Here is a 26,672-nt window from a genome sequence, read left to right as displayed (position 1 = left end):
GCGCTGCGAAAACCGTCTCGCGCATGTCCACCGATCACGCGGCGCGCCAAGCCGATCAGGACCGCTTGCGCATACGGGTCCAACCACGATTCGCCTCAGCAGATATCACAAACCGTGTTTCAAACAGGGAGTGGGCATTCGACGATGGCAGATCTCAAGGCGCTTCCGCGCGGCTGGCAGCGGATGTTTCGCGCTGGCGCGAGCGTATCCGGCGCCCGCCGCGCCGCGGCGCCGCGCGCCGATCTGTTCCTCGCGGCGTTCATCGTCGCCGTCATTGCCCTGTTTATTCTGCCGCTGCCGCAAGCGGCGCTCGACGGGATGATCTCGCTGAATCTCGCCGTGAGCGTCGTGTTGCTGACGGTGTCCACATATGTGCCGTCCGCAGTGAGCTTTTCATCGTTTCCGGCCTTGCTGCTGTTCACGACGCTGTTTCGCCTTTCGCTGAACATCGCATCGTGCAAGCTGATTCTGCTGCACGCGAATGCGGGCCACGTCATCGATGCGTTCGGGCGCCTCGTTGTCGGCAATAACGTCGTCGTCGGCGGCGTGGTGTTTCTCGTGATCGCCGTCGTGCAGTTCATCGTGATCGCAAAGGGCTCGGAGCGCGTCGCGGAAGTGGGCGCGCGCTTTTCGCTCGACGCGATGCCCGGCAAGCAGATGAGCATCGACGCCGATCTGCGCGCGGGCATCATCAGCGCGGAGGAGGCGAGGGAGCGGCGCGAAAAGCTCGAACAGGAATCGCAGTTGCACGGCGCGATGGACGGCGCGATGAAGTTCGTGAAGGGCGATGCGATCGCGGGGCTCGTCATCGCGTTCATCAATATCGTCGCGGGCATCGCAGTCGGCACGGTGATGCACGACATGAGCATCGGCGACGCGTTGCAGCGTTACGCGATTCTCACCGTCGGCGACGGCATGGCGTCGCAGATTCCCTCGCTGCTGGTGTCGATCGCAGCGGGCATCGTGACGACACGTGTCGCGACACGCGATGCACGCCAACGCCAGCTCGGCGAGCAACTCGGCGAACAGCTAGGTGCGCATCCGCGCGCGCTGCTGATTGCGGCGCTGGTGCTCGCTGGCTTTCTGATCGTGCCGGGCTTTCCGAAATGGTCGTTCGCGCTGATCGCGCTCGCGCTCGGCGGCGTCGCGATCATGCAGATGAAGCGCCGCACGGCCGCGCCGTCGTTCAACCTGATCAACATCGCGGGCCGCGTCGACGGCGCGCAGGGCGAAGGGCAGGCGGCGCGCGTCTCGCATGTCGCGGGCGTGACGTCGCTGATCGCCGTCACGCTGGCCGCCGATCTGCGCAGCGCACTCAACCTCACGCAATTGCAGTCTGCGTTGTCGGCCGCGAAGGCGCGCGTCGATGCCGATATCGGCACGGTCTTTCCGCGCATCACGTTGAACGACGACGAAAGCGCGCCCGACGGCACCTATCGAATCTATCTGCAGGACGTGCTGGCCGCGCACGGCGCATTGAAGCCCGGCTGGCTGATGTGGGACGGCGTGTCGCCGTTGCCGGAGAGCGCGGAGCGTCAGCCTGCGGAAGCGTTCGGTCCCTTCGCGACAACGCTCTGGATCAGGACGGACGCAAACGCGCCCGCGGAAGGCAAGCATCTGTTGAACGAAGCCGTGCTCGCGGCGCACGTCGAACAGATCGTGCGGCAGCACGCCGACGAGCTGATCGGCATTCAGGAAACACAGGCGCTCGTGCATCTGGTGCGGCGCGATCATCCGGAGCTCGTCGGCGAACTGACGCGGCTCGTGCCGCTGCAACGCGTGACGGAAGTGTTGCGTCGTCTGCTTGCCGAGCAGGTACCCATCCGCAATCTGCGCGTGATCTTCGAGAGCCTCATCACATGGGCGCCGAACGAGCCCGACGACGTGATCGCGCTCGTCGAACTCGTGCGCATCGATCTGCGCAGGATGATCACCGACCGCCACGCGGGCGCCGCGCGCCAGTTGCGCGTCGTGCTGTTCGAACAGAACTTGCAGGAGCGCATTGAGAACGCGGTGATGCGCACGAAGCAGGGCAATTTTCTGGCGCTCTCCAGCGCGATCAAGCAGGACATCTGCGAGCAGGTGCGTGCGATCGTCAATGCGTCGAGCGCCGCGCCAGGGCAGCACGGCAATGCGCGGCTCGCCGTGATGGTCGCGCTCGGCGCGCGCCGCTACGCGAAGTCGATCCTGCAACCGGTGCTGCCCGATCTGCCTGTGCTGTCGTATCAGGAGATCGAGGAGGATGTGCAGCTGCATACCGTGGGCTGGGTGAAGAATCCGCCCGATGACGGCACGGTTGGCGCAGGCGCCGAAGTCCGCACGTCACAGGCCACGCCATGACGAGTTCGACGATCCTCGATCTCACGCAACAGGCGCTCGTGCTGGTGTTGCTGCTGTCGCTGCCCATCGTGCTGACGGCGACCGTCGTCGGGCTGATCGTGGCGATCCTGCAGGCGGTGACGCAGGTGCAGGACGCCAACATCGGCATCGCCGTGCGGCTGATCGCCGTGATGGTCGCGCTGGTGGTGTTGTCCGGCTGGCTGGGTGGCGAGGTGCTGCGTTTCGCGCAGCAGGCGCTGACGCGTTTGTTCGTTTCTTCGACGGGTGTTCTCTGATGGGCCTACGTGCCGTTCCGTTCCAGTTCGACAGAAGGCGCGCGCAGAACGCGCTCGCGGTGCTGTCCGTGGTCGCGCTGCTGTCGATGTCGATCCTCGCTTCGCTCGCGCAGCCCGCGCGCGCGGCCGAGCTGCGCTGGCGCAACCGGCCGTTCACGATCGTCGCAAACGGCCGCAAGATCGCGGACTTCATTCGCGAGCTGGCTTCGTCGCAAGGCGTGACGGCCGTCGTCGATCCGAAAGTGGACGGCACCATCAGCGGCCGCTTCTCGGGCACGCCGCAGCAGACGCTCGATACGATCTGCTCGACATACGGCCTCACGTGGTACTACGACGGCTCGTTCCTCTACGTCGATCCCGCCGATCAATCGCAAAGCCAGGTCATCCCCATTCCGCCGAATTCGGCCGGCGAAATCGGCCGCGCGCTGGAGACGATGCAGATCACCGACAAGCGCTTTCAGCTCGTCATCAATGACCGCGCGAACAGCATCTATGTGTCCGGGCCGCGCCGCTACATCGAACTCGTGCGCCAGGCCGTGAGCACGGTTGGCAATCCGTCGTCGAACGGACAGCTTGCGGATGTGCGCGCGTTCCGTCTCAAGTACGGCTGGGCGTCGGACTTCACGATCAACCGCTCGGGCAAGGAAGTCGTGATACCCGGCGTCGCGACGATGTTGAAGCGCCTGTACGGCAAAGGCGGCACGCGCAACAACTACGTGCCGACCAACGCGACGCTCGGCGCGGCCGCGCGGCAGATGAAGCTCGGCTCGGGCGTGACGATCGCGGTGCCGCGCCTCGAGTTTCCAGACATCGCGGGCGGCCCGGCCGGTTACGGCGGCTATGGCGCGACGGGCGCATCGCCGGATAGCTCTGTGCCGTTTTCGAACGACTCGTCGGCAGGCAGCGATACGCTGCCGCAGATCGAAGCCGATCCCGCGATCAACGCGGTGCTCGTGCGCGATCTGCCGGAGAACATGTATCGCTACCAGTCGCTGATCAACGAACTCGATGTGCGTCCGCGCATCGTCGAAATCAACGTGACGATCATCGACATCGACGAGAACTCGCTCGACAGTCTCGGTATCGACTGGCGTCTGCACACGACGCACGGCGACGTGCAGATCGGCAACGGCGCCAATCCGCTCAATGGCAACACGCAATACAACGGCAGCGGCAATCCGCCCCTCACGTTCGGAGTCGGCACGACCGAGCCGGGGCAGACGGGCAACTTCATGCCGACGGGCATCGCGCTCACGGCGTCGATCGGCGGCTCGTTGCGCGACTATCTGCTCACGCGTGTCAACGCGCTCGCGCAGACGGGCAAGGCCGAACTGCATTCGAAGCCGAAGGTGCTCGCGCTCGACAACACGGAAGCGATCCTCGAAAACCTCACGCAGTTCTATGTGCAGGTGCAAGGCTTCCAGGATTCGTCGCTGTACAGCGTGACGACGGGCACGAGCATCAAGGTGACGCCGATGATCGTCGACGATGCCGCCGCGCAGGCCGCCGCCGCACATGCGCCGAATGCGCAAAGCGTGATGATGTCGATCGACATTCAGGACGGCAACGTGGTGCCGGGACAATCGGTGTCGAACGTGCCCGTGATCCAGCAGCGCAACATCGTCACGAAGACGATGATCGACGAAGGCAGGAGCCTGCTGATCGCGGGCTTCAACAACGATCAGGTGCAACTGAACAAGAGCGGCGTGCCGTGGCTCTCCGACATTCCGCTGATCGGCAATCTGTTCAAGTACACCGACAAGACGGGCGAGCACATGGAGCGCTTCTATCTGCTCACGCCGCGCGTGGTCAGCAATGCGTCGATGTATGGGCCCGATGGCGCGCCCATCAATCCGAACATCGGCAGCACGCCCGATGCGAACGGGCTGACGACGTACCGGCCGCCCGATAACGACATCGCGGTGCCGCTCACGCCGAAGCCGTTGCCGGGCACGCGCTACGGGCCGCCGCTGCCGCCGCCCGCGCCGCAATCGCCGAACGACGCGGCGTCGCAGCCGGCAGCGGTGCAGCAGACAGCGCCGCAGGGAACGCAAGGAACGCAGGATCATGCCTACGATCACCCTTGATCCGCACGCTACCGCGCTGAGCGCGCCCGCTGCGCCCTCGCGGGATGCGGCGGCGTCGCCGTGGAATCTGTGCTTCCTGAGCGGCCCGATGTACGGACGCACGATGTCGCTCGCGCGCGGCGCGAACTGGGTCGGCACGGCGGCCGATTGCGAAGTGATCCTGCCCGACCGCGAGATCGCGGCGAAGCAGTTGTGCCTTCAGGTCGGCGCGCTTGCCGTGACGGTGCAGAACTTCGGCGACGGCAAGGCATCCGTGCTCTTCAATGACGAACCGCTCGGCGCGGGCCGCCGTTCGATAACGCCCGCCGACATCGTGACGGTCGGCTCGATACGCCTCGGCATCGCGCGCAATGCGCTCTCGACGGTCGCGCTGCCCGCCGAAAGCGAAAAGCCGCCGACGGGCCGCGACGCCGCATGGCTCGGCTGGCTCGCGGATGCGGGACGGCGCGTCGGCAGCAGGCGCTTCGTGCTCGTGCTGGCCGCGCTGTGGATCGGCGTCGCGCTCGGCGCGCTGGGCTATGGGCTCGTCGCGTGGTCGGGCGGCTTGCCGTGGCAGCACGAATCGGCGCTCTCGCGCGTGCACCGCCTGCAGCAGGCGCTGCGTGTCTATCCCGAACTCGACGTCGCGCCGCGCGACGACGGCGCGCTCGTCTCCGGCTATGTGAAGGACGGCGCGGAACGCGAGAAGGTCGCGCAGATCGTCGCGAGCGTCGACAACGCGGCGCTCGGCAACATCTATGTCGTGAGCGATCTGCTCGCGACCGCGCAGACGTACTTCAGCGATACGCCGCTGAACGTGACCTACAAAGGGCGCGGCCGGATCGAACTCACGGGCACGGCGCCGCGCGCGCAGATCGCGCAGCGCATCCAGAACTACATGAAGGACGCGCGGCCCGCGCTCGAAGTCGTCGACCACGTGCGTTACGACGATCCGCGCGCGCCGGCTCGCACGGGCATGCTCGGCGGCACGGCGGGCATTCCGGAGATTGTCACCGTGTTCGCGGGCGACGGCGATCAGCGCTACATCGAGACCGTCGACGGCAGCCGCTATTTCGAAGGCGCAAAGATGAAGCAGGGGCCGACCGTCGTGTCGATCGGCGCTGACGAGGTCGTGTTCGACGCGGACGGTCGCCGCATCACGATGCCGCTCGGCGGCAAGGCGGCGGGAACACTCGTGAGCGCGTCGGCGGCTGCGTCGGCATCGGTGGTCGCGAGCGGCGCGGCGGCGGGCGTTGCGTTGCCGGTATCGGGCGTGGCGGCGTCCTCCGTTGCGGGCGCGAAGCCCGCAGCGCAAACGCCGGGTTCGTCGCCGATGCAAACGTCGACCGCAACGGGGACGCCGACGCCGACGCAAGCACACCGAACACAGCCATGAAGACTCGACAGGATTCGCGCCACACACTCGCCGCACATGTTTTGCGCGCGGCGCGGCGCAGCGGGACGCAGGCTCGCGCATCGAGGCCGGTGCGAAGGCTCGCGTGACGGCTCACGGCATGGGGCCGTGCAGCCGGATGTTTCTTGACGCATGAAGGAGCGACAGATGGGTACGACGAACAACACAGGTCCCGTGACGGACACGGGCGCAGTGCAGAACCAGGCGAACCAGCTGATCCAGGCTCAGGAGAAGCTCACCGAAATCCAGTTCCAGGTGCAAAGCTCGACGAGCACGTTCCAGACGACGGGCGCTGTCACGTCCGCAGCCGGGACGGCCGCGTCTCAGGCCGCGGAGCATATCGGTTCCGCGGGACGCTCCTGACGCCGGGCATCGCTGGTCGCCCGCCGCCCGCCGCGCCATCGTGGCGCGCGATGCCCGCATACGCCGATGAAGCGCATCGGCGGCGGCCTCGTGCGCGCGCGTTGCGGCCGGCTGCCCGTGCGTCGACCGATGAGCACAAGGAGGACAGATCATGACTGTCTCAGGTGTCGCGCCGCCTTCGACGGCCGCGCTCGCCAATGCCGTGGCGTCGACTAACGCCGACGCGGCCCAGGCGCCCGACGCGGTGCAGGTCAAGCGTTTCGACGGCTTGATGCAGACGTCGAACGCAAGCGAGCCATCCGCAGCGCAACGCACGTCGTCCACATCGGCGATGCAGCAGACACAGCAGACGCCGCCCGTATCGACGGATGTCCGCATGACGCCCGCCGACGCGAATCGTTCGTCGCTCGTCGAACGGCTGCGCACGTTCACGACCGATCTCGATACGCGCTATTCGGGCTTGCAGAAGCATCAGGAGCAGATGCTCACGTCGATCGCGCAGAACGGCAACGACCCGTTGATGTCGATGGCGCAGGCGCTCGACTTTCAGTGGAGCGCGACGACGACGATTTCCGAATATCAGCTGAGCCTTGCCGTCGCGCAGGCGACCAACGGCTTGACGCATTCGATTCTGAAGAACCAGGAATGACGGATGACGGCTTCATGCAACGCGTGCAATAAGCGCGATAGATGCGATACGGGCGACACATGCGGTACGCGCAATAGCCGCACGCGAGCGTCACGCCTCGGGCCCGCCGCGCGCGTCGCGGCGGCGGGCGCGCTCGTGCTGCTGCTCGCGGGCTGCCAGAAGGAAGTGTATTCGGGCCTCACGGAAGCGGAGGCGAACCAGATGGTCGCCGTGCTCGGCGACGCGGGGATCGCTGCGTCGAAAGACAACGATGCGCGCGACGCGTCGGACCGGCAGGCATGGCTCGTCGAAGTCGCCGACGACGACATGCAGTCAGCGCTCACCGTGCTGCACGCGAACGGCCTGCCGAAGCCGCATTACGCGAGCGTCGGCGAGCTGTTCCAGAAGCAAGGGCTCGTGTCGACGCCCGCCGAGGAGCGCATGCGCTATCTGTACGGCGTCTCGCAGGATCTGACGCATACGTTGCAGGATATCGAAGGCGTGGTCGTCGCGCGCGTGCAGGTCGTGATACCGGAGAACGATCCGCTTGCGGACAAGATCAAGCCGTCGTCGGCGGCCGTGTATATCCGCTACAAGCCGGGCGTCGATCTGCGCGCGATGGCGCCGATGGTGAAGGATCTCGTCGCGCACAGCATCGAAGGCTTGCAATACGACAACGTGTCCCTGTTCCTGCAACCAGCCGCGACGAAGGCGGCGCCCGTGAACGGCATCGGCAACGCGCTCACGGACATCGTGCGGCTGCGCTCGCCGCTCGGCTGGCTGGTCGGCGCGCTGATTCTGCTGACGCTTGCGGTGATCGCGCTGTCGGCCGCGCGGCGCGGCATGTTTGGTGGACGGCTGGCGGGGCTGCTAGGCGGCGCGCGCAGCGACGGTGCGGCGTCGAACGGCGCGTCGGGTGCCACAATCGCCGCGCGCGGCGTGCGCATGAGCGACAGCGCGCGCGACAGTGCATGACGGTGTGCAATGCGCGCGCGGAGCCCGCGAGTATTCATGACGATGACGCAGCCCTGGACACACACGCTCGCACCACCGGCGCCGCCGCAGCATGTCGCGTTCTACCGGATGGTGTGCGAGTTCAATCTGCGGCCCGACACGTATCTGCACGTCACGCGCATTCCCGCCGACTGGCCCGTCGCGTACCGGCACATATCGCGTTTCGACGACGCGGGCCGCCGCTTGATCGCGCGTCATCTGCTGTCGCTGCATCGCGCGGAGCGGACGGACTTCGATGCGTCGACACCGCTTGCGCGGCTCGCGCTGCTGCCGGGCGCGGCGCTCGAACAACTGGCGTCGTATGCGGGGTTGCTGCTGCATCGCGTGTGGCTGCGCGACGCGTTGCAGCAGCGGCGCGTGCGCGCGGAGATCGTCGGCAAGCTCAGCGCGGATGCACTCGAACTGACGCTCGAACGCGCGCCGGAGTTTGGCGCGCTCGGCGAAACGCTCGAACCTTGGCGCGACGATCCCGCCGCGTTGCCCGCGCTGATCCGCGCGCGCGGCGGCCGTCTGCTCGCCGACTTCATCGGCGCTGCGGGCGAAGCCGTCGCGCGGCGCGTGACACTCAAATTCAATCTGGCGATCGACAGCGAAGCGCCGTATCTGCTGAATAGCGCGCAACGCGACCAGCTTGGCGAACTGCTGTTTCTGTTTCTGATCCCCGAGAGGTTCGCGACATGGGACTGGCTTTTCTGATTACGAGCGACAACCTGCAACTGCTCTCCGAGCGCAAGGTGCTCAAGGAACGCGAGTACGCGGCGCTGCTCGATGCGTCGGCAGTGATCGCGACCGCGCGCGAAGAGGCCGGGCGCATCGTCGAAGCGGCGCAGCGCGAATTCGATGCGCGGCGCGAAGCGGGCTATGCGGAAGGCTTGCGGCGCGCGCAACAGGAGCATGCGGTGCAGAGCTACACGCAGGCGCTCGCGGCCGCGAAGACGATGGAATCGATGAGGGACGCGATGGCCGAGATCGTCGTGAAGGCCGTGCGCGCGATCGTCGGCGAGATGAACACGCAGCGGCTCTATGAGGCGGCGCTCGCGCGCATCTTGCCGCTCGTGCGCGACGAGCCGTTTCTCGTCGTGCACGTCGCGCCGGGACGCCGCGAAGAAATGGAGGAAGCGCTCGCCAATGCTTCCGTGCAGCACGCGCAGTCGCGGAAGATACGCATCGTCGAGGACGCGCAGATCGGCCCGCAGGCGTGCACGGTCGAAACGCCGTCGGGGCGCATCGACGCGAGCCTGGATTTGCAGATCGACGCGCTGCGTCAGGCGATTCGCCGCGAGCCGTTGAAGGGGACGACGCGATGAACACGCCATCGACCGATACCGATATTGGCGACGACGACGCGTTGCCGCTCGACAGCGGCCGACTCGTCGGCGATCTCGATGCGGGGCTCGCGTTCTTTTCGCCCGTGTCGGTGCAGGGGCGCGTGAATCACGCCGTCGGGCAGATATTGAACGCGACGGGTATTCGCGCGCGGCTCGGCGAAATCTGCGAATTGCACACGCCCGGTCAGCCAACGCGTCTTGCCGAAGTCGTCGGCTTCTCGCGGCAAACGACGCTGCTGACGCCGCTCGGCGACGTCGAAGGGCTATCGCCGGAAACGACCGTCGTGCCCTCGGGCCGTGCGCATATGTTCGCTGTTGGGCCGTCGCTGTTCGGGCGCGTGCTCGACGGGCTCGGCGCACCGCTCGATGGCCTGGACCCGGTGGCGGGCGGCGCGTGGGTGTCGACGCAACAGCCGCCGCCCAATCCGCTCGCGCGCCGCATGATCGACACGCCGTTCGTGACGGGCGTGCGCGTGATCGACGGCTTGATGACGCTCGGCGTCGGACAGCGCGTGGGCATCTTCGCGCCGTCGGGCGTCGGCAAGAGCACGCTGCTCGGCATGATCGCGCGCGGCGCGCAAGCCGATGTCAACGTGATCGCACTCGTCGGCGAGCGTGGCCGCGAAGTGCGCGAGTTCATCGAGCATTCGCTTTCGCCTGAAGTGCGCGCGCGCTCGATTCTCGTCGTCTCGACGTCCGACCGTCCCGCGATGGAGCGCGTGAAGTCCGCCCTCGTCGCGACGGCGATCGCGGAGCACTTCCGCGATGCCGGGCAGCGCGTGCTGCTACTCGTCGATTCGTTGACGCGCTTCGCGCGCGCGCAGCGCGAAGTCGGTCTCGCGAGTGGCGAGCCGCCGACGCGCCGCAGCTTTCCCCCTTCGACGTTCGCCGTGCTGCCGCGTCTGCTCGAACGCGCGGGACAGGGCGAGCAAGGCTCGATCACGGCGCTCTACACGGTGCTCGTCGAAGGCGACGAAGAGTCGGACCCGATCGCGGAAGAAGTCCGCTCGATTCTCGACGGCCATATCGTGTTGTCGCGCAAGATCGCGCTGGCGAACCGCTATCCCGCGATCGACGTGCTCGCCAGCCTGTCGCGCGTGATGCCGCTCGTGACGAACGCAAAACATCAGCGCGCGGCGGGACGTGTGCGCGAGCTGATCGCGAAGTATCAGGAAATCGAACTGCTCGTGCAGATCGGCGAGTATCGCGAAGGCAGCGACCGTCTCGGCGATCTGGCCTTGCGCGCGCGCGATGCGATCGCCGGATTCTGCGCGCAGGCCGCGAGCGACAACGCATCTTTCGAGCCGACGCTCGCGCGTCTTGCGAAACTGGCGGATGATCATGTCTGATGCCGACGACGCAGCCGTGCTCGCGACACTCGCGCGCCTGAAGCGCGTGCGCGAAATGCGCTCGCAACTCGCGCGCGTCGCGGCGGCTCGCCAGCAGCGCATCGCCGCGCAAAGCCGGCGCGCGCTCGACGAAGCGCAGCGGCGTCTCGATCAGCAGATCGCGGCGAAAGCGGCGATCCAGCAACGGCTCGCGCAGGGCGAAGGCGGATCGGCGCGTCACTTCGAGGAGGCCGTTGCCGACACGCGCACGTTCAACGTGAGCATCGGCAGGGCATGCGATTCGGTGAAGCAGGCAAGCGTCGCGCACGACGGCCACGAAGCGGAGCTTGCGCAACTGCAACGCGCGGCACGGCGCGCGCAGGCCGCCGAGGACAAGCTCCAGAAAGCGGGCGAAAAAGCGCAACGCTCGCGGGCCGCGCGCGTCGAGCGGGCCGCCGAGGAAGTCGCGGACAGCTTCGCAACGAGGCGCTTCGGCGCATCGCAAGCTGCTGGCGCATCCGACGACGGCAACGACGCGCTGCCCTTCACCCGCGACGCGCGATGCTAGACCAGGCCCAGCAATTCACCGACATCGCTTCGGGCGCGCGACCTCTGCTCTATGTGATGCCGCGCCTGTTGCCCGTGATGCTGATCGTGCCCGTCTTCAACGAAGAGATCGTGACGGGCCTCGTGCGCAACGGGCTTGCCGTCGTGATCGCGGCATTCGTCGCGCCTGTGATCGATCCCGCGCAGATCGTCGATCTGCCGTTTCTCGTCTGGTGCCTGCTCGCCGCGAAGGAAGCGCTCGTCGGCGTGCTGCTCGCGGGCGCGATGAGCGCGGTGCTGTTCGCGATCCAGGGCATCGGCTATCTGATCGACTTTCAGACGGGCAGCGGCAACGCGTCGTTCTTCGATCCGATGGGCGGTCATGAAGGCGGGCCCACATCAGGCTTTCTGAACTACGTCGCGGTCGCGCTCTTCGTGACGGCGGGCGGCTTGCAGATGATCGTGCAGGTATTCGCGCAGTCGTATTCGTGGTGGCCGATCGGCACGTTGCTGCCGAACTTTTCGAAGGTGCTGTCGACGTTCGTCGTGAGGCAGACGGACGCCGTATTCGTCTGGATGGTCAAGCTCGCCGCGCCCGTCGTGATCGTGCTGGTGCTCGTCGAGGCGGGGATCGGGCTGGTCGGGCGCGGGGTGCCGCAACTCAATGTGTTCACGTTCTCGCAGCCGGTGAAGAGCGCGCTCGCGATGATGATGATGGTGCTGTTCCTGCCCGTCGTCTACGCGTCGCTGCACGATCTGCTGAGCCCCGACAGCGGCATGGTCGCGTTGCTGCGCTCGCTGTTGCAGCCGGCGCACTGACGGGCCGCTGGGGGTCTTTGGCGATGGCGGAAAAGAGCCAGCAACCGACCGCGAAGCGCCTGCGCGAAGCGCGTGAAAAAGGCGAGGTCCCGAAGAGCGCGGAGACCATCTCGACGGCGATGTTCGTCGGCGTGTGCGTCGCGCTCGCGAGCGGCCTGTCGCAGATGTTCACGCGCGTGCAGACGCTGTTTCGTCTCGTCTTCGACGCCGTCGGCGCGCCCGACCCTGGCGAGCGGATCGCATCGCTAGTCGGTGCCGCATCGCACGCATGGCTGATGCCGACGCTCGGCTTCGTCGGCATTGGGCTTGCGGCGGGACTGCTCGCGGGCTTCGTGCAGGTAGGCGGTTTGATGGCGTGGAGCCGGCTTGCGCCGTCGCTGTCGCGGATCAATCCCGCCGAAGGCCTCAAGAACCTGTGGTCGCTGCGCAATCTCGTCAATCTCGCGAAGATGATCGTCAAGACCGTGCTGCTCGTCGCGACGCTCGGCTGGGTGATCTACGCGTCGCTCGATCCGTCGGTGCAATCGGGCTTCACGCGGCCGCTGTCGATACTCGCGCTGATCGCGCACCTGCTGCTGTTGCTGTTCGGTTGGGCCGCGCTCGTGTTCATCGTGATGGCGCTGATCGACATCGTGCATCAACGGTTCGAGTTCAACCGGAAGATGAAGATGTCGATCGAGGAAGTGCGGCGCGAGCACAAGGAAGACGAAGGCGATCCGCATGTCCAGTCGCGCCGCAAGCAGATCGCGATGGAAATGCAGTTGGCGTCGCTGGGCGACAAGATCGGCTATGCGTCGGCCGTCGTGTATTCGTCGCGCGTGGCCGTTGCGCTGTACTACAGCGGGCTGGGTACGCTGCCGTGGGTGCTCGCGCGCGGCGAGGGCGAAGCGGCCGAGCGTATCGTGAAGCTCGCGCAAGCCAGCTTGCGGCCGACACTCGCGAACACGGGGCTTGCCGAAGCGCTTTATGAATCGACGCCCGAAAACGGCACGATCTCGCCGCATCACTTCGAGGAAGTGGCGCGGCTGCTGAAATGGGCGAAGGGCAGCGGATGACTGCGCGCTTCAATGCGCGTCGAGACAGCGCACGCACAGCACGCGAATCTGGGCCGCGCTGAGTCCGTGGCAGACGGTCACGAGCGGATGCGCGCTGCACGACGGCGCATCGTGTCTGGTGCTGCTCACAGGAGTGACGTGTGTCGTCGCGTCATGATTCGCCGGGCTTGCATGGCTTCGCACTTCGTTCAACGTCTCGTCGACTCTTGCATTGAGCGCCTTGTCGCGCGCAAGTGGCGGCGCGTGCGCATCGCTGACGACGGGTATCGGCTCGACGCCGCCGCGCACCGCGTTCATGCGCGCGCTCATCACTACTTTGCCGACATAGCCAGCACGAAAGCCCGTCGTGAAGTTGCCGCTGTAGTAGCACGACAAGGCCGCGCGCAATGCCATCTGCTGATCGACGGGCGCGCGGCTCGAACGCGCGAAGCAATCGGTGAGAATGGCGGCGCCGGCGCGCAGGTTGCGGCACGGCTCGAAGAGCGTCGCCGCCGTCTCGCCGTACTTCGCGAAGTTGCGGTTGTTCACTTGCGACAGGCCGACGCTGTAGCTGTAGCCGCGTGTTTCGAGCACCTGTACAGTCGCGAGCGCTTCCGCAAGCGACGCCGGCTGATGCGCGAGATGCGCGCCCACCACGCCGATCGCCAGCGGGTTGAAGCCCGACTCCGTGCGCACGAGCGCCGCGAGTGTGACGACATCGACGTTCGGCGCGCAACTGTGCGCGAGCTGAGCGAAGCCGTTGCGGGGATCGGCATGCGTTTGCGCGGCCGCATCGTTTGCGATGCTTGCCGCAAGCGCCATGAGCGCCGCAAGAGCCGCGAGCGCGGCGACGCTGCATGACAGCAGACACGCGATACGCGACAGCAGCGGCCAGCCCGCGTAGGCCGCGCGTTTCATCCCGCCACCCGGTATGACAGCACGAGGCCGTGCACGAGCAGCGACCATCCGTCGAGCGCGACGAACAGAAGCAGCTTGAACGGCACGGAGATCGTCGTCGGCGAAATCATCTGCATGCCGAGCGCGAGCAGGACGTTCGCGACGAGCAGATCGACGACGATGAACACGATGTAGATCACGAAGCCGATCTGAAACGCCTTCGTCAGTTCGGCGAGCGTGAAGCTCGGCACGAGCACCAGCAGATCGTCGTCCTTGAGGCCGTCGGCGCGGCTTTTCGGCCAGACGCTCGTGGCTGTCTTCACGAAGAACTCGCGATCGCGCAGCCGCGTGTGCGCAACGAGAAAGTCCTTGATGGGCGGCAGCGCGGCGTCGGCGAGCGCGCCGATGTCCGCCGTCGAGAGCTGGCCCGAAGGATTGAAATTGCGCTGTTGCAACGCGTCGCGGATGTTCATGCCGACGGGCGCCATGATGAACAGCGACAGGATCAACGCGATGCCGTTGAGCACCATGTTCGGCGGCACCTGCTGGATACCGAGCGCCGAGCGCAACAGGCCGAGCACGACGACGAGCTTCGTGTAGCTCGTCACCATCAACGCGGCGAACGGCGCAATGCCGAGCGCGACGATGACGGCGATCAGCGAGACGGGATTCGGCAGATTACCCATCCTGACGCTCGCGCGGCGCGTGCGCAGCGAGCGGCGTGAGCGAAGTGATGCGCACGCCGAGCTTCTGGCCCACGGCGATCAGATGGCCGGTGCCGATCTGCGTGCCGTTCGCGACGATGTGAATCACGCTCTGATTGATGCCCTGCTGCAACTCGATCACACCGCCCGGCTGCAGCGCGTTCAATTCGCCGAGCGGCATCGTGCAGGAAGGCAGCTGGAACGTCAGTTCGACCGCGAGCCCGTCGAACAGGCGCGCGGACTGCGTGGAAGAAGAAGCGGACGTGGTGTCCGATTGGGACGATTGCGCGCGAGGCGCTTCTGGCGATTGCGTAGGTTCCAAAGGCATCTCCCTGATTCGCTCGACGACGATGCGGTTGCCCGACGGCATGCCGAGAATTTCCCATGCGGGCGTCGCGTCCAGGTGCGCGACGCACAGCAGGTTTTGTCCTTGCGTGCGCCAATATTCGATCGCGACGATGTCGCCGGCTTCGACGTCGGCGAGTTCTTGCGTGGTCAGCGTCGTGCGGCCCAGCTCGAACGCGAGCGGCACGGGCAGCGTCGCGAACGCGTTTGCGGCTTGCGCGCGCGATGCGGCATCGTCGGCGGGCGGCGCGGCGAAGAACACACCGAGCGCGTCCGGCACATCGAACAGCAATGCGCCATGACAACGCCAGCCATCGTCGGTGCGGCGCAGTTCGAAACGCAGCGCTGCGCTGTCGGCGTGGGACGGCTGCGCCGGCTGTTCATCGCTTTGAGCGGCTGTTGGATCGATAACGGGCGGCAGCAATTCGACAAGTTGACGCGTGAGCGTTTGCAGCGCCTTCGTCAACGGCGCGCACAGATCGGCGAGCAACGCGGCGCGCAATACGGCGGGCACGGCGGGATCGGCTGCGTCGCCGAGCCATTCCGCTTCCGCCGATGGATCGATCCATACCGTGCCGTGCGCCGGGCCGACGACGAAGCGATACGCGTGCGCATTCGCGACGGGCTCGGCATCCGCTCGCCAGGCGACCTCGTATGCGTTGTCGCCGAGGCGCAGCGGCAGGGGCGCGCGCGCCGCGTAGGCGTTCGTCAATCCGCGCGCCGCGGCGGCGGTGAGGCGCGGCAGGTAAGGCGACGCATCGAGCGCGGTCGCGGGCGGCGTCTGTGCGGGCTCGGCCCGACGCGTGCCGTGCGCATGCGGGTCGCCCATCACCTGATCCATACGCTCGTCGACGTTGGCTCGCAAGAAAGGCAAGGCATGCACGGCGGAATCAAGTCGCGTTGAGTGTTGTTTGTGCCGGGAACAGAAGGGCGCGCTGCCGCAACGGCAACGTGCCCAGTCTGTCGATTGTAGGGATAGGCGCGCGCGATTTTGCGGCGCGACTCGTAGTCTCGCGACCACTCGGCCGCCGCGCGGATGGGGAAACTACGAAGGCGGTTGCGTGCGCATGCCTTCGCTGAAGCATTGCGCTGCGCAACCGCTTTGGATCATCAACCGCGCCGATGCTTCGACAGCGTGACGGTCTCGAAGAGTTCATATGTCTGCGTCGGCGTTTTGTCGGCGCCCGGCGCGTGGTAGTAGTTCATCGTGATCGTCGTCTTGCCGCCGTGCTGGCCCGGATCGTAGTCGAACACGGCGATGCCGTAGCCCGTGCCCGTGTCGCGTCGCGCGGACCAGATCGCATCTTCCAGGGCATCGGCGTTCGCGCGCGTGAAGGTGCCCGCCGTCGTGCCCGGTATCGGCCGGTTGGGCTTCGTGAACACCTTCGCTTGCGGATTGCCGTTACCGGTATCGACGCCATACACATCGAGCGGCGCGCTCGTGCCGCCGCCGCCGAGAATCAGGTGAATCGTGCCGTGGCTCGTGTCGAACGTGTTGACGCTGCTCGCATGCGGATGGATCGCCGGCTTCGGTTGCAACGTGTCGACTTTCTCGCCCGTCGTCGCGTCGATGCCCGCGTGGTGGTTGCAGCCGCGCACTGGGTAGCTGCGCTCGTAGTCGTGATCGTGGCCGCACAGTACGAGATCGACGCCATAGCGATCGAAGAGCGGCAGCCACGCTTCGCGGATGCCTTTGTCCGAGCCGTTGCCCGTGCTCGACGAGCTCAACGCGTCCTGGTGCATCTGCACGATGATCCAGTCGATGTCGTCATCGTCGGCGGCGTGGCGCAGCGTTTTTTCGAGCCAGCGCGTCTGTTCGCCGTTGCTGTAGCCGCGAATATAGAACGACGTGCCCGGCTGGATGGCGGGGTTGCCTGTGCTAGCGGCAGGCACGAGCGGGTTCGGTCCGGCGACGAAGGCGGCGCCGTCCTGATAGACGACATCGTCTGCATCGAGCGAGATGAACAGCACCGAGCTCACGCGGAAGCTGTACCAGCGGCCCGGAAAGCGCGTGCCGTTGCCCGGCAGCGTGTAGCGCGTCAGATACGAATCGAAGCCTTGCGCGCCGTTGTGGAATTCGACTTCGTGATTGCCGGGGCACGGCATCCACGGACGATTCGCCGCCGATGTCTGCGCGTTGTTGCCGAAGTCGCGCCACACTTCCGGCTGCTGCGTCGGGTTCAGGTTCGCGTAGCACAGGTCGCCATTCAGCAGATGAAAGAGCGGCTGAAAGCGCTCGACGGCCTGCACCGCGAAGCGGCTTTGCGACGACGACAGGACCCAGCCTGTGTTGGGCGTCGCAAGATCGCCGTAGCTCGTGAAGCGGAACGGCGCGCGGCCGCGCGGCGCTGTCGTGAAGGTCGCGGAAAAGGGCGTGCCCGAGTTGCTGTCGTTATCCGCCGTTACTTCGTATTGGTACGTCGTCGCGGCATGAAGGTCATGCAGACGCGCGTGATACGTGAACACCACTTCGCCGTTCAGGCCGTCGGTGTACGTGCGCTGAACGGCATGCACCGTCTCCTTCTTTTCGCCCGATGCGCCGAAGCGCACGCGCGGATTCGCAGCCGCCGCCGTCGATCCCCACGAGACCACGACTTCGCTCGTGGGGTCTTCGCCCCAGGTCAGATGGATCTGTTCCGGCGTGCCGTCGGGTGCCGACGGCGCGGCTTTGGCGGGGCCTGCGAACGTGCCCGCTGCAGTCGCGAATCCGGATGCGCCCGCGAGCTTCAGAAAGCCGCGGCGCGAAAACGTGGTTGACGGGTTGGCAGCCTGCTCGGCTGGCGATGCATCATCGGGAGTGTTCTTGTTCGACATGTCGTTTGTTCTCGCGGTGGAAGGCAGACGACGCAGAAAACGCAGTGGGGCGGGCGCGTCGGCGCGGGTAGGGAACGGAGAATGCAGTGTGATTCCGGGCAACACGATATTCCGAACTGTGTTACCTCGCTGTGACAACGTTTGCGTCGCGCATGCCGTCGTTTATCAGCGGAATCCCCACGCGTATGCGTAGCCGCGATGATGTGATAGACGATCAGGCGCGCGTTGTTTTCATGCTGTCATGCAGCGCGATCGGGCCGACGTAGTGTTGTATCGACGCACGCCCGTTACAGTTCGTCCCGTGTGCACGGTGCAGCGCGAGCGGAATTCACGTTTGCTTACACACGTACACAGATTCCCGATTGCGGTTTGCATATAGTCGCTCCCGAGATCAGAAGCCAGGAGTGAACGATGAAAGCAACACTCGCATGGACCACGTTCGCGCGCTTGCGTCGAAGCGCACTTGCCGGGCGCGATTGATCATGGCCACTTCATACGAACATCTGCACGACGGGGATGTGATCGTCAGCGTGGAGGAGCAACCGTCGTCGAAGGGCACGTGCGTGACCGTGCATCTGAACGGCAAGTCGATGTCCGCTGAATTCAGCGAGCTGACGGGGCAATTGTGTCTGCGCGAAAACGGCGCGATGGTGCAGGAGTGGTTTCCGCCGCATTCGTGGTTCGCGATTGCGTCGGTGGCGGGCGCCAGTAGATGGGGTACGCAGCCTAGTGCGGAAGATCTGCATGCGCTTATTTGCAATGAGATGTTGGCGAGGCGGGTTGGCTGACCGGGTTGCCTGATTTGGTCGCATTGCGTGGGGCGGCTGATCCACCAGTGCGGCACTAGCCCGCGCCCAACCACAAAAGCACCTGCTGCCAGCGTTCACCCGTCATTGCATCGAACCAGTCGTCGTGGTTCGCATCCGTCAACAGCATCGGATGAGCGCCCGGATGCGCGCTCGCGAGCGCGCGGGCGTGCGCGACAGGGATCAACGTGTCCTCCTGCGCGCCGATCACGACGACGGGGCTCGCATAATGCGCGAGCGCGGCGATCGAATCGAACGGATCGTGCAGCATCCAGCGTACGGGAAAGATCCATAGCGTCTCTGCGGCGACGCTTGCAAGTGTGTCCCATGGCGTGATGAGCACGACGCCCGCGACCGTCGACTCATTGCCTCGAATGACCTGCGCGGCCATCCCTGCGCCCAGCGATTCGCCCGCCAGAAAGACACGCCCGTTCCATTGCTCGCGGGCTGCGGCGAGCGCGTCTCGCGATGCGTTCAACGCGGCCTTCATCGTGCGCGAGCCCTCGCGCTTGCCGTGCCCCGGATACTCGGCCAGCACCACGCGATAACCTGCACGCAGGAAGACTTCGGCGAGCGGCAGCTTGTTCTCCGCCGATTCCGCATTGCCGTGATAGACGATGAACGTGCCACGTGGTTGATCGACAGCAGGCGTCGCGACATAGCCTGCATAGTGGCCATTCGCGTGCCACGGCTCGACGTCGTAGCCCGCGTGATGTCCCGTCGGCGGCTCGGCGTCATACAGCGTGGCAGGCAGCAGCATCCTGTCCTGCATGAAGTAAAGCGCGATCAGCGCGATCACATACGCGACCAGCGCGAGTCGAATACAGAAAGCGAGCAGAGGCATGCGATGACTCGCGCGTCGAACGTCGCGAACGGATGCGGCGAACGCATCGACGCATCGACCGTTACACGTCGAAGTACAAATAGAACTCCCACGGATGCGGCCGCAACCGGATGCTGTCGACCTCTCTCGCGCGCTTGTACGTCAGCCACGTGTCGATCACATCGTCGGTGAAGACATCGCCCTTGCGCAGGAACGCGTGATCCATTTCGAGCGCGGCGAGCGATGCATCGAGCGATCCCGGCACCTGCCGAACCTTGCGCGCTTCTTCGGGCGGCAGATCATAGATGTTGCGATCGAGCGGCTCGCCCGGGTCCATCTTCTTCTCGATGCCGTCGAGTCCCGCCATCAGCATCGCGGCAAACGCGAGATAGGCATTCGCCGACGGATCGGGACAGCGGAACTCGACACGCCGCGCATTCGGCGAATCCGAGTACATCGGAATGCGCGCCGCCGCCGAGCGGTTGCGCTGCGACATCGCGAGATTCACAGGTGCTTCGTAGCCCGGCACGAGCCGTTTATAGGAGTTCGTCGTCGGCGCGCAGAAGGCCATCAGCGCCGGCGCGTGCTGAAGCAGGCCGCCGATGTACCAGCGGCACATCTCGGATGTGAGCGCCCAGCCTTGCGCGTCGTAGAAGAGATTTTCGTTGTCGCGCCACAGGCTCTGGTGACAATGCATGCCGCTCGCGTTGTCGGCGAAGAGCGGCTTGGGCATGAACGTCGCCACCTTGCCGTAGCGCCGCGCGATGTTCTTGCAGATGTACTTGTAGATCATCACGTTGTCGGCCATGCGCGTGAGCGTCGCAAAGCGCATGTCGATTTCGTTCTGCCCCGCCGTCGCGACTTCATGATGATGCACCTCGACCTGCACGCCCACCTCTTGCAGCGTCAGCGCGATGTCGCTGCGGATGTCCTGCAGCGTGTCGTGCGGCGGCGTCGGGAAGTAGCCTTCCTTGTAGCGCGGCTTGTAGCCGAGATTGCCGCCGCCATATGCGCCTTCGTCGCGGCCCGTGGTCCAGTCGCCTTCCGCCGATTCGACGTAGTAGTACCCGCTATGCTGATCCTGGCCGAAGCGGATCGAGTCGAAAATGAAGAACTCCAGCTCAGGGCCGAAGTAGCAGGTCGTCGCGATACCCGTTTGCCGTAGATAGTTCTCGGCCTTCTTCGCGATGTAACGCGGATCGCGCGAATAGGGCTGCCTGAGCACGGGGTCCACGACGTCGCAGATCACTGAAAGCGTGGGCGTGTCGCACATCGGATCGACGAATGCCGTCGACGGATCGGGCCGCAACAGCATGTCCGATTCGTGAATCTCCTGAAAGCCGCGAATCGAAGAGCCGTCGAAGCCGATGCCGGCTTCGAACAGACCGTCGTGAACTTCGGGAAGCGTGATCGAGAAGTGCTGCCACAGTCCGGGCAGATCGGTGAACTTCAGGTCGACGATCTGAACCTCGTGCTGCCTGATCATATCGATCACGGCGTCGGCGCTGTCGGGCCGCGTGACCCGATAGCTGCCCGCGTCGACCGACACGCCAACGGACGATCCTGACTTGTCTTTCTTGCTGGCCATGGGATGCTCCTTGTGCGGCGCCTGGCCGGTGATGCATGTCCCCATGCTGAAGGGCCGAGGACGGCTATGCGTGAGCCTGACGGTCCTGCTCGAGCGCTTTCAGGCGCGCGTCGCCGGCGTCTTTCGCGGCGGCGCGGGTTGAGTATTTCTCGTCGGAGACGAGCGCGCGCTTCACGTCGCGCGCGGCGAAGTCGACGAGCGCGATGACCCAGACGTAATCGCCTGCCTGTTCAGCCGTTTGTACGAAGGCGTGCATGTCGCCTCTTTCGTCCGCTTTCATTGTGACCTCCACAAAAGGTTCGAATGCAATAGACGGCGCAATCGGACGACCGGGTCCGCCACGCGCCTTAATCGATTCTAGGCGATGAATCCGCGCTGTACGAATGCACGTAACCACGTACGAAAAAGCGCGTGACAAGCCCCAAAACCGTGCCCTTCGGCGAAATTGGCAGGCGTTACGTGGTGGCGTCCCGGTCCGGTAATCTGGCTGATGTATGCTGCTGGTTTTTCACGCAGATTGACAGCGAGAGGGGACACATGCGGCGCGTGGTATTCAATCAGAAAGGCGGTGTCGGCAAATCGACTATCGTGTGCAACCTGGCGGCCATCAGCGCCACCGAAGGTTTGCGTACGCTCGTCATCGATCTGGATGCGCAGGGCAATTCGAGCCAGTATCTGCTCGGCGCGCGCGTGAACGAGGTGAGCCCGACGGTTGCCGGCTTCTTCGAAACCGCGTTGACATTCAGCTTCAAGCCGGTGGACGTGACGTCGTTCATTCATCCGACGCCGTTCGAGAATCTCGACATCATGCCCGCGCACGCCGATCTCGACACGCTGCACGGCAAGCTCGAATCGCGCTACAAGATCTACAAGCTGCGCGACGCGTTGAATGAATTGGATATGTACGACGCGATCTACATCGATACGCCGCCCGCGTTGAACTTCTACACGCGCTCGGCGTTGATCGCGGTCGAGCGCTGCCTGATTCCGTTCGACTGCGACGACTTTTCGCGCCGCGCGCTCTATACGCTGCTCGACAATGTGAAGGAAATCCAGCAGGACCACAACGATGCGCTGCACGTCGAAGGGATCGTCATCAACCAGTTCCAGCCGCGCGCGAGCCTGCCGCAGCAACTCGTCGATGAACTCGTCAGCGAAGGGCTGCCCGTGCTGGGTTCGAGATTGTCTTCGTCGGTGAAGATCCGCGAATCGCACCAGCATGCAACGCCCGTGATCCATCTCGATCCGCGGCATAAGCTGGCGCAGGAGTATCTCGCGTTGCATCGCGAACTGGCGGGTTGAGCGGTCGCCTGCGGGCTGTGAACGAGCGCACGCGCGCGGCAGTCGCCAGGCCGCGCGCATGCGTTCATGTTGAACCGGGATACGCTTCGATGATCGCGTGATTCAAACCGAAGGCTTTCAACCGTTTTAATGCGCGCTCTGAAACGACGAGGCGCGAATCATCGGCGATGCCTAAATCGTCCTTGCCGGCTACACCCGGCACACATAGCCAGAGAAATTCAGGCAATTCCCGGTCGGGATAAATTTCCTGAAACGAGTCGCTAACCGTTATTTCAACGGTGCGATACGCCATTCCACTTGCTCCCATTGCCTGCAACGCATCAGCGGCCTCGCGGGTGATGATCAGTGCCGGGAAGCTTTCCAGTAGCGCGTCGCCGAGCCAATTGATAATTCTGTAGTGCAATTGCGTGACGTTCGGCGGATACACGCTTGAATCGAGAACGGTATGCTTTCCGAGGCCGCCAGCCACTTCGGGTTCGACAAAGTAAAACGCCATATGACATTCGAGATCGGGCTGATCGCTAGTTTGGTTTGGCTCAATTTCCCGTTTATAGCATAACGGCGGTCAATTTATTCTCTCGATGCTAAAAGACCGCCGAAAGCGGCTGTCATGCGTTCAATGTAATTTACGCACCAGGCATAAAAGCCAATCACCGTTATAGTGGCGAGCCCATGCCTGTGCATTGCCGTCATCCAATGTGGGCGGAGAAACCCGATTGTTCCGGAGCAACGTCGGCGCGCAGTGTGAGGGCCGGAATGTCGTATGCTCCGGCGTTTTGAGGTCGAAACCGGATGGGCGCCGTGGTCCACAGATTATCCAGCTGGCTGGCGAGGGCTTCGCAGGTTTTCGCGTACCTTGTTTCGTCCATCCGGTTTGTCCGATAGATCACGAATGGCGGCAGCACATCGAAGCCGGGGTGGTACGGCGGATTCAACCGGCCGTCGCAAGGTGCACGATACCGTTGTCAACTCCGGAGCCGAGAATGCCATTGAGTTTTTCCACGGCTACACGTACACGGCGCACCCGGCAGCAGCCGCGGCTGCAATCGCAACACTGGACATCTACAAGCGTGACCGGTTGTACGAGCGTGCGAAAGATTTGTCCGGTGCGTTCGAAGATGCTGTGCACGAACTGCATGGGTCTGCGCATGTGAAGGACATCCGCAATCTGGGTCTGGTCGCCGGTGTCGAGCTTGAGTCGCGCGCGGGTGCGCCGGGGGCACGTGCATACGAGGTGTTCCTGAAGTGCTTCGAGGCCGGCGTGCTTGTGCGTTACACGGGTGACATCCTTGCCTTCTCGCCAACGCTGATTGTCGACGAGCAGAAGATTGGCCAGATTTTCTCAACGGTGCGTGACGCCCTGCGTAACGTTGCCTGATTTGAACCGACGGGCCGCATCGGCCAGACCACGCATCCGGAGTTTTGAAATGAACGTAGCAAACGAGAAAGCAAATCTCACTGTCAAGCAGGTAAGTCACTTCATCAATGGTCGCGTCGTTGCAACGTCGAGCGACCGATTCAAGGATGTTTTCAACCCGGCAACAGGCGAGGTAACCGGCGCTGTTGCGCTTGCCTCGGTAGAAGAAGTCAACGCTGCGGTACAAGCTGCTGCGGCAGCTTTCCCGAGCTGGAGCGAGACCGCTCCGCTCAAGCGCGCACGTATCCTGTTCAAGTTCAAGGAACTGCTGAACCAGCACCACGACGAACTCGCGATGCTGATTACCCGCGAGCACGGCAAGGTGTTCACCGATGCTCAGGGGGAAGTCGTTCGTGGCATCGAAGTCGTCGAATTCGCCTGCGGCATCCCGAACCTGCTGAAGACCGACTTCACCGACCAGATTGGCGGCGGCATCGACAACTGGAATCTGCGTCAGCCGCTGGGCGTCGTGGCAGGCATCACGCCGTTCAACTTCCCGGTGATGGTCCCGATGTGGATGTTTCCCGTGGCCCTTGCGTGCGGCAACACGTTCATCCTGAAGCCGTCGGAGCGTGACCCCTCGGCTTCGCTCCGTCTCGCGGAACTGCTGAAGGAAGCGGGTCTTCCTGACGGTGTCTTCAATGTCGTCAATGGCGACAAGGTGGCGGTGGATGCACTCATCGACCATCCGGACGTTGCGGCACTGTCATTCGTTGGCTCGACGCCGATTGCCGAATACATCCACACGGAAGCGTCCAGGCGCGGCAAGCGTGTGCAGGCACTCGGCGGTGCTAAGAATCATCTCGTCGTGATGCCGGACGCCGACCTTGACCAGGCCGTCGACGCACTGATTGGCGCCGCCTATGGTTCGGCGGGCGAGCGCTGCATGGCCATCTCGGTAGCGGTTGCGGTCGGGAACACGGGCGACCAGCTCATCGAGAAGCTGATTCCTCGTGTCAAGTCGCTCGTCATCAAGAATGGCGAAAATCTCGATGCTGAGATGGGGCCCCTCGTCACCGCTGAACACAAGGCGAAGGTATCAGGCTATATCGCTTCCGGAGAGGCGGAAGGCGCAAAGCTCATCGTCGACGGTCGTGACCATCCCGTGTACGCAGAAAATGGATTCTTCATCGGCGGCACCCTGTTCGACGATGTCCGTACGGACATGAAAATCTATCGGGAAGAAATCTTCGGCCCGGTTCTTGCCGTGATTCGTGTGCCGGACTTTGCTAGCGCCGTAAAACTGATTAACGCGCCTGAGTTTGCCAACGGTGTTTCCTTGTACACGTCGGACGGTGGCGTGGCCCGGGCTTTCGCGCGGCAGATTCAGGTCGGGATGGTCGGCGTCAACGTGCCTATTCCTGTTCCGATGGCGTGGCATTCGTTCGGTGGCTGGAAGCGTTCGCTGTTTGGCGACCATCATGCCTACGGTGAGGAAGGCGTGCGCTTCTATACCCGCTACAAGAGCGTGATGCAAAGATGGCCCGACAGCATCGGCAAAGGCGCGGAATTTACCATGCCTGTTGCGAAATAAAGCGTCAAGGGTTCTCTCCAGCGGACCCACGCATGGTCCGCTGGTGGCGTTCGTGACCATCGCGTCGAGCAGCGCCTTGTTCGCGTCCGTCTCCTTGGTGGCGACCTACCATCGAGCGAATCGAGAACGCGCGCAGCGCATCCGTGACCGAGAGCGTGCCTTTCGCGGAGTCCTTTTTTCGTCCCGCAAACGGAAAAACGTCGGGACCGCGCTGGCACTGACAATTAAGATTGACGTGACACACCGGATTGACGAGCGGGTCGACGAGCGCGCCAATCTGCGCGGAGTCGCTGCCGAAAATGCTGACCTGCTGTCCGTGGTCCGAAGTGATGACATACTCAAGCGGTGTTTCAATGTCGTCGAAGGGCATAACCGGCATAATCGGCCCGAACTGTTCCTCGCCTTCAACGCTAGGATTGTGTCCTGCATGTAACTGATGGTGCGGTCGAACTCCTTCTGCGAATCGGCAAGGCTCTTCCACGCCTAACCCCTCGAGACAACGAAACCATCCTTGCCAGCTTCCGCGATGGCGGCGTCGTACCGGGCACCGTTTCCGCCTAAGGCGAGCGTTGCGCGTTTCGCGTTTTCAAGAAGATTGTTCAGCGCCGCAGTGATGACCGGTGGAGTATCGAATCGTCCTTTCGGCCCAGACAAAGTAAGTGCGCCGACGAGCTCACCAGTGGCTCCGAAGACTGGCACCGAGACAGACGCCGTTTCCGGGTCACGCTCTCCATAAGAGACGGCCCACGACTGTCCGCGCACGTCATTCCAGCGTGTGTCCTGCGATTCGGAAAAGGCCAGCAGCACCTTGCCTGATGCTCCTTTGTCAATCGCGAACTCCTCGCCGACGCGTATCGATACTCGCACGCTTCTGGATGGTTCGACACGGTACAACACGAGGCGGTAGTCACCCTGTCGCACGTAGAAGGAAGCGGTCTCACCAAGGTCACGGCTTATCTGCTGGAGTATCGGTTCGATGACCGGCCCCACCTGGAACGAACGCTGGTAGAGCGCGGCAAGCCGCAAAGGTTGGTGACCGACGGCATATTGACCGTCTTCAAGCTTCCGAATAAACCCGCCATGCTCTAAGGCACCGAGCAACCGCAGTACCGTGCTTTTGTACAAACCCGTTCTCCGGGACATCTCCGTAAGCGTCAGCCTTTCGTCTGTCGGTCCGAAGGAATTAAGAATCGCGAACGCTCTGTCCAACACGGCGACGCCGCTGGAGGGTTCTTGTGACTCCGGCGGTTGCACTGCCTTGTCGTCCAAATCTGCGGGCACTTCCGT

General features: G+C 64.2%; 24 protein-coding genes and 4 pseudogenes. 17 read left to right on the top strand and 11 right to left on the bottom strand.

The window, feature by feature from the left end:
- Positions 1-144 precede the first annotated feature (144 nt).
- The 13 genes and pseudogenes from sctV (at position 145) to GCT13_RS27375 (ending at position 13,176) form a co-directional block, all read left to right on the top strand.
- Complete coding sequence (gene sctV / locus GCT13_RS27435; protein WP_152763365.1) at positions 145-2,340, top strand: type III secretion system export apparatus subunit SctV; 2,196 nt, start codon at positions 145-147, stop codon at positions 2,338-2,340.
- Positions 2,337-2,615 carry a type III secretion system export apparatus subunit SctS gene (gene sctS, locus GCT13_RS27430; RefSeq protein WP_090870913.1) on the top strand — a complete coding sequence of 93 codons (279 nt, stop codon included), beginning with the start codon at positions 2,337-2,339 and terminating at the stop codon, positions 2,613-2,615. The genes sctV and sctS overlap by 4 nt, the downstream gene beginning before the upstream one ends.
- Positions 2,615-4,702, top strand: a complete 2,088-nt coding sequence (sctC, locus tag GCT13_RS27425; RefSeq protein WP_152763363.1) for a type III secretion system outer membrane ring subunit SctC — start codon at positions 2,615-2,617, stop codon at positions 4,700-4,702. The genes sctS and sctC overlap by 1 nt, the downstream gene beginning before the upstream one ends.
- Positions 4,683-6,077 (top strand): type III secretion system inner membrane ring subunit SctD, encoded by a 1,395-nt coding sequence (gene sctD, locus GCT13_RS27420; protein WP_152763361.1) that lies wholly within the window; start codon positions 4,683-4,685, stop codon positions 6,075-6,077. The genes sctC and sctD overlap by 20 nt, the downstream gene beginning before the upstream one ends.
- Before the next feature lie 165 nt (positions 6,078-6,242).
- Positions 6,243-6,458 carry a hypothetical protein gene (locus GCT13_RS27415; protein ID WP_090870907.1) on the top strand — a complete coding sequence of 72 codons (216 nt, stop codon included), beginning with the start codon at positions 6,243-6,245 and terminating at the stop codon, positions 6,456-6,458.
- Between the two features lie 151 nt (positions 6,459-6,609).
- On the top strand, positions 6,610-7,107 hold the full coding sequence (locus GCT13_RS27410) for a hypothetical protein (RefSeq protein WP_152763359.1): 498 nt from the start codon (positions 6,610-6,612) through the stop codon (positions 7,105-7,107).
- 3 nt (positions 7,108-7,110) lie between these two features.
- A complete protein-coding gene (gene sctJ, locus GCT13_RS27405) occupies positions 7,111-8,061 on the top strand; it encodes a type III secretion system inner membrane ring lipoprotein SctJ (protein ID WP_152763357.1) in 951 nt (316 codons plus the stop codon).
- 36 nt (positions 8,062-8,097) lie between these two features.
- The gene (locus GCT13_RS27400; protein WP_227747035.1) at positions 8,098-8,796 is read left to right on the top strand and encodes a SctK family type III secretion system sorting platform protein; all 699 of its coding nucleotides are present in this window, start codon (positions 8,098-8,100) and stop codon (positions 8,794-8,796) included.
- Positions 8,778-9,407, top strand: a complete 630-nt coding sequence (gene sctL, locus GCT13_RS27395; RefSeq protein ID WP_152763353.1) for a type III secretion system stator protein SctL — start codon at positions 8,778-8,780, stop codon at positions 9,405-9,407. The genes GCT13_RS27400 and sctL overlap by 19 nt, the downstream gene beginning before the upstream one ends.
- Positions 9,404-10,777, top strand: a complete 1,374-nt coding sequence (locus tag GCT13_RS27390; RefSeq protein WP_152763351.1) for a FliI/YscN family ATPase — start codon at positions 9,404-9,406, stop codon at positions 10,775-10,777. Before sctL ends, GCT13_RS27390 begins: the two co-directional genes overlap by 4 nt.
- Positions 10,770-11,279, top strand: a pseudogene (locus tag GCT13_RS27385) (hypothetical protein); the annotation flags it as partial. The gene GCT13_RS27390 and the pseudogene GCT13_RS27385, both read left to right, overlap by 8 nt.
- Before the next feature lie 38 nt (positions 11,280-11,317).
- On the top strand, positions 11,318-12,121 hold the full coding sequence (gene sctT, locus GCT13_RS27380; RefSeq protein ID WP_152763349.1) for a type III secretion system export apparatus subunit SctT: 804 nt from the start codon (positions 11,318-11,320) through the stop codon (positions 12,119-12,121).
- 23 nt (positions 12,122-12,144) lie between these two features.
- Positions 12,145-13,176: an EscU/YscU/HrcU family type III secretion system export apparatus switch protein gene (locus GCT13_RS27375; protein ID WP_152763347.1), complete on the top strand. Its 1,032-nt coding sequence runs from the start codon at positions 12,145-12,147 to the stop codon at positions 13,174-13,176.
- 9 nt (positions 13,177-13,185) lie between these two features.
- Here the strand turns inward: GCT13_RS27375 and GCT13_RS27370 are convergent, their stop codons facing one another.
- The 4 genes from GCT13_RS27370 to GCT13_RS27355 form a co-directional block, all read right to left on the bottom strand.
- Positions 13,186-14,073 (bottom strand): lytic transglycosylase domain-containing protein, encoded by an 888-nt coding sequence (locus GCT13_RS27370; RefSeq protein ID WP_152763345.1) that lies wholly within the window; start codon positions 14,071-14,073, stop codon positions 13,186-13,188.
- Positions 14,070-14,738: a type III secretion system export apparatus subunit SctR gene (sctR, locus tag GCT13_RS27365; protein WP_152763343.1), complete on the bottom strand. Its 669-nt coding sequence runs from the start codon at positions 14,736-14,738 to the stop codon at positions 14,070-14,072. Before sctR ends, GCT13_RS27370 begins: the two co-directional genes overlap by 4 nt.
- Positions 14,731-15,942 carry a type III secretion system cytoplasmic ring protein SctQ gene (gene sctQ / locus GCT13_RS27360; protein ID WP_152763341.1) on the bottom strand — a complete coding sequence of 404 codons (1,212 nt, stop codon included), beginning with the start codon at positions 15,940-15,942 and terminating at the stop codon, positions 14,731-14,733. Before sctQ ends, sctR begins: the two co-directional genes overlap by 8 nt.
- A gap of 269 nt (positions 15,943-16,211) precedes the next feature.
- A complete protein-coding gene (locus GCT13_RS27355; protein WP_152763339.1) occupies positions 16,212-17,915 on the bottom strand; it encodes a purple acid phosphatase family protein in 1,704 nt (567 codons plus the stop codon).
- Positions 17,916-18,397: 482 nt separating this feature from the next.
- On the opposite strand from GCT13_RS27355, the gene GCT13_RS27350 reads away from it, so the two are divergent.
- On the top strand, positions 18,398-18,703 hold the full coding sequence (locus GCT13_RS27350) for a hypothetical protein (RefSeq protein WP_152763337.1): 306 nt from the start codon (positions 18,398-18,400) through the stop codon (positions 18,701-18,703).
- A 55-nt stretch (positions 18,704-18,758) separates the two neighbouring features.
- Here the strand turns inward: GCT13_RS27350 and GCT13_RS27345 are convergent, their stop codons facing one another.
- The 3 genes from GCT13_RS27345 to GCT13_RS27335 all read right to left on the bottom strand — a co-directional run bounded on the left by GCT13_RS27345 (position 18,759) and on the right by GCT13_RS27335 (position 21,412).
- On the bottom strand, positions 18,759-19,565 hold the full coding sequence (locus tag GCT13_RS27345) for an alpha/beta hydrolase (RefSeq protein WP_152763335.1): 807 nt from the start codon (positions 19,563-19,565) through the stop codon (positions 18,759-18,761).
- Between the two features lie 61 nt (positions 19,566-19,626).
- Positions 19,627-21,132 (bottom strand): type I glutamate--ammonia ligase, encoded by a 1,506-nt coding sequence (gene glnA / locus GCT13_RS27340; RefSeq protein WP_152763333.1) that lies wholly within the window; start codon positions 21,130-21,132, stop codon positions 19,627-19,629.
- 64 nt (positions 21,133-21,196) lie between these two features.
- The gene (locus GCT13_RS27335; protein ID WP_152763331.1) at positions 21,197-21,412 is read right to left on the bottom strand and encodes a hypothetical protein; all 216 of its coding nucleotides are present in this window, start codon (positions 21,410-21,412) and stop codon (positions 21,197-21,199) included.
- Between the two features lie 257 nt (positions 21,413-21,669).
- On the opposite strand from GCT13_RS27335, the gene GCT13_RS27330 reads away from it, so the two are divergent.
- Positions 21,670-22,434: a ParA family protein gene (locus GCT13_RS27330; RefSeq protein WP_152763329.1), complete on the top strand. Its 765-nt coding sequence runs from the start codon at positions 21,670-21,672 to the stop codon at positions 22,432-22,434.
- A gap of 64 nt (positions 22,435-22,498) precedes the next feature.
- Here the strand turns inward: GCT13_RS27330 and GCT13_RS27325 are convergent, their stop codons facing one another.
- Both GCT13_RS27325 and GCT13_RS49540 read right to left on the bottom strand, forming a co-directional pair.
- Positions 22,499-22,930 carry a hypothetical protein gene (locus tag GCT13_RS27325; RefSeq protein ID WP_152763327.1) on the bottom strand — a complete coding sequence of 144 codons (432 nt, stop codon included), beginning with the start codon at positions 22,928-22,930 and terminating at the stop codon, positions 22,499-22,501.
- Positions 22,931-23,123: 193 nt separating this feature from the next.
- Positions 23,124-23,357, bottom strand: a pseudogene (locus GCT13_RS49540) (NAD(P)H-dependent oxidoreductase); the annotation flags it as partial.
- 20 nt (positions 23,358-23,377) lie between these two features.
- On the opposite strand from GCT13_RS49540, the pseudogene GCT13_RS27315 reads away from it, so the two are divergent.
- Both GCT13_RS27315 and GCT13_RS27310 read left to right on the top strand, forming a co-directional pair.
- Positions 23,378-23,812: pseudogene (locus GCT13_RS27315) on the top strand (aminotransferase class III-fold pyridoxal phosphate-dependent enzyme); the annotation flags it as partial.
- 49 nt (positions 23,813-23,861) lie between these two features.
- Positions 23,862-25,385 (top strand): CoA-acylating methylmalonate-semialdehyde dehydrogenase, encoded by a 1,524-nt coding sequence (locus GCT13_RS27310; RefSeq protein ID WP_152763323.1) that lies wholly within the window; start codon positions 23,862-23,864, stop codon positions 25,383-25,385.
- 48 nt (positions 25,386-25,433) lie between these two features.
- Here GCT13_RS27310 and GCT13_RS27305 read toward each other — a convergent pair.
- Together GCT13_RS27305 and GCT13_RS27300 are read right to left on the bottom strand one after the other, a co-directional pair.
- A pseudogene (locus tag GCT13_RS27305) lies at positions 25,434-25,785 on the bottom strand (aldehyde dehydrogenase family protein); the annotation flags it as partial.
- An 83-nt stretch (positions 25,786-25,868) separates the two neighbouring features.
- On the bottom strand, positions 25,869-26,666 hold the full coding sequence (locus GCT13_RS27300; RefSeq protein WP_321574656.1) for an IclR family transcriptional regulator: 798 nt from the start codon (positions 26,664-26,666) through the stop codon (positions 25,869-25,871).
- Positions 26,667-26,672: the final 6 nt, after the last annotated feature.

The sequence above is a fragment of the Paraburkholderia franconis genome, assembly GCF_009362735.1.
Lineage (GTDB): Bacteria > Pseudomonadota > Gammaproteobacteria > Burkholderiales > Burkholderiaceae > Paraburkholderia > Paraburkholderia franconis.
The sequence above is the reverse complement of the archived record's forward strand: the minus strand, read 5'-3'. Positions and strand labels throughout refer to the sequence as shown.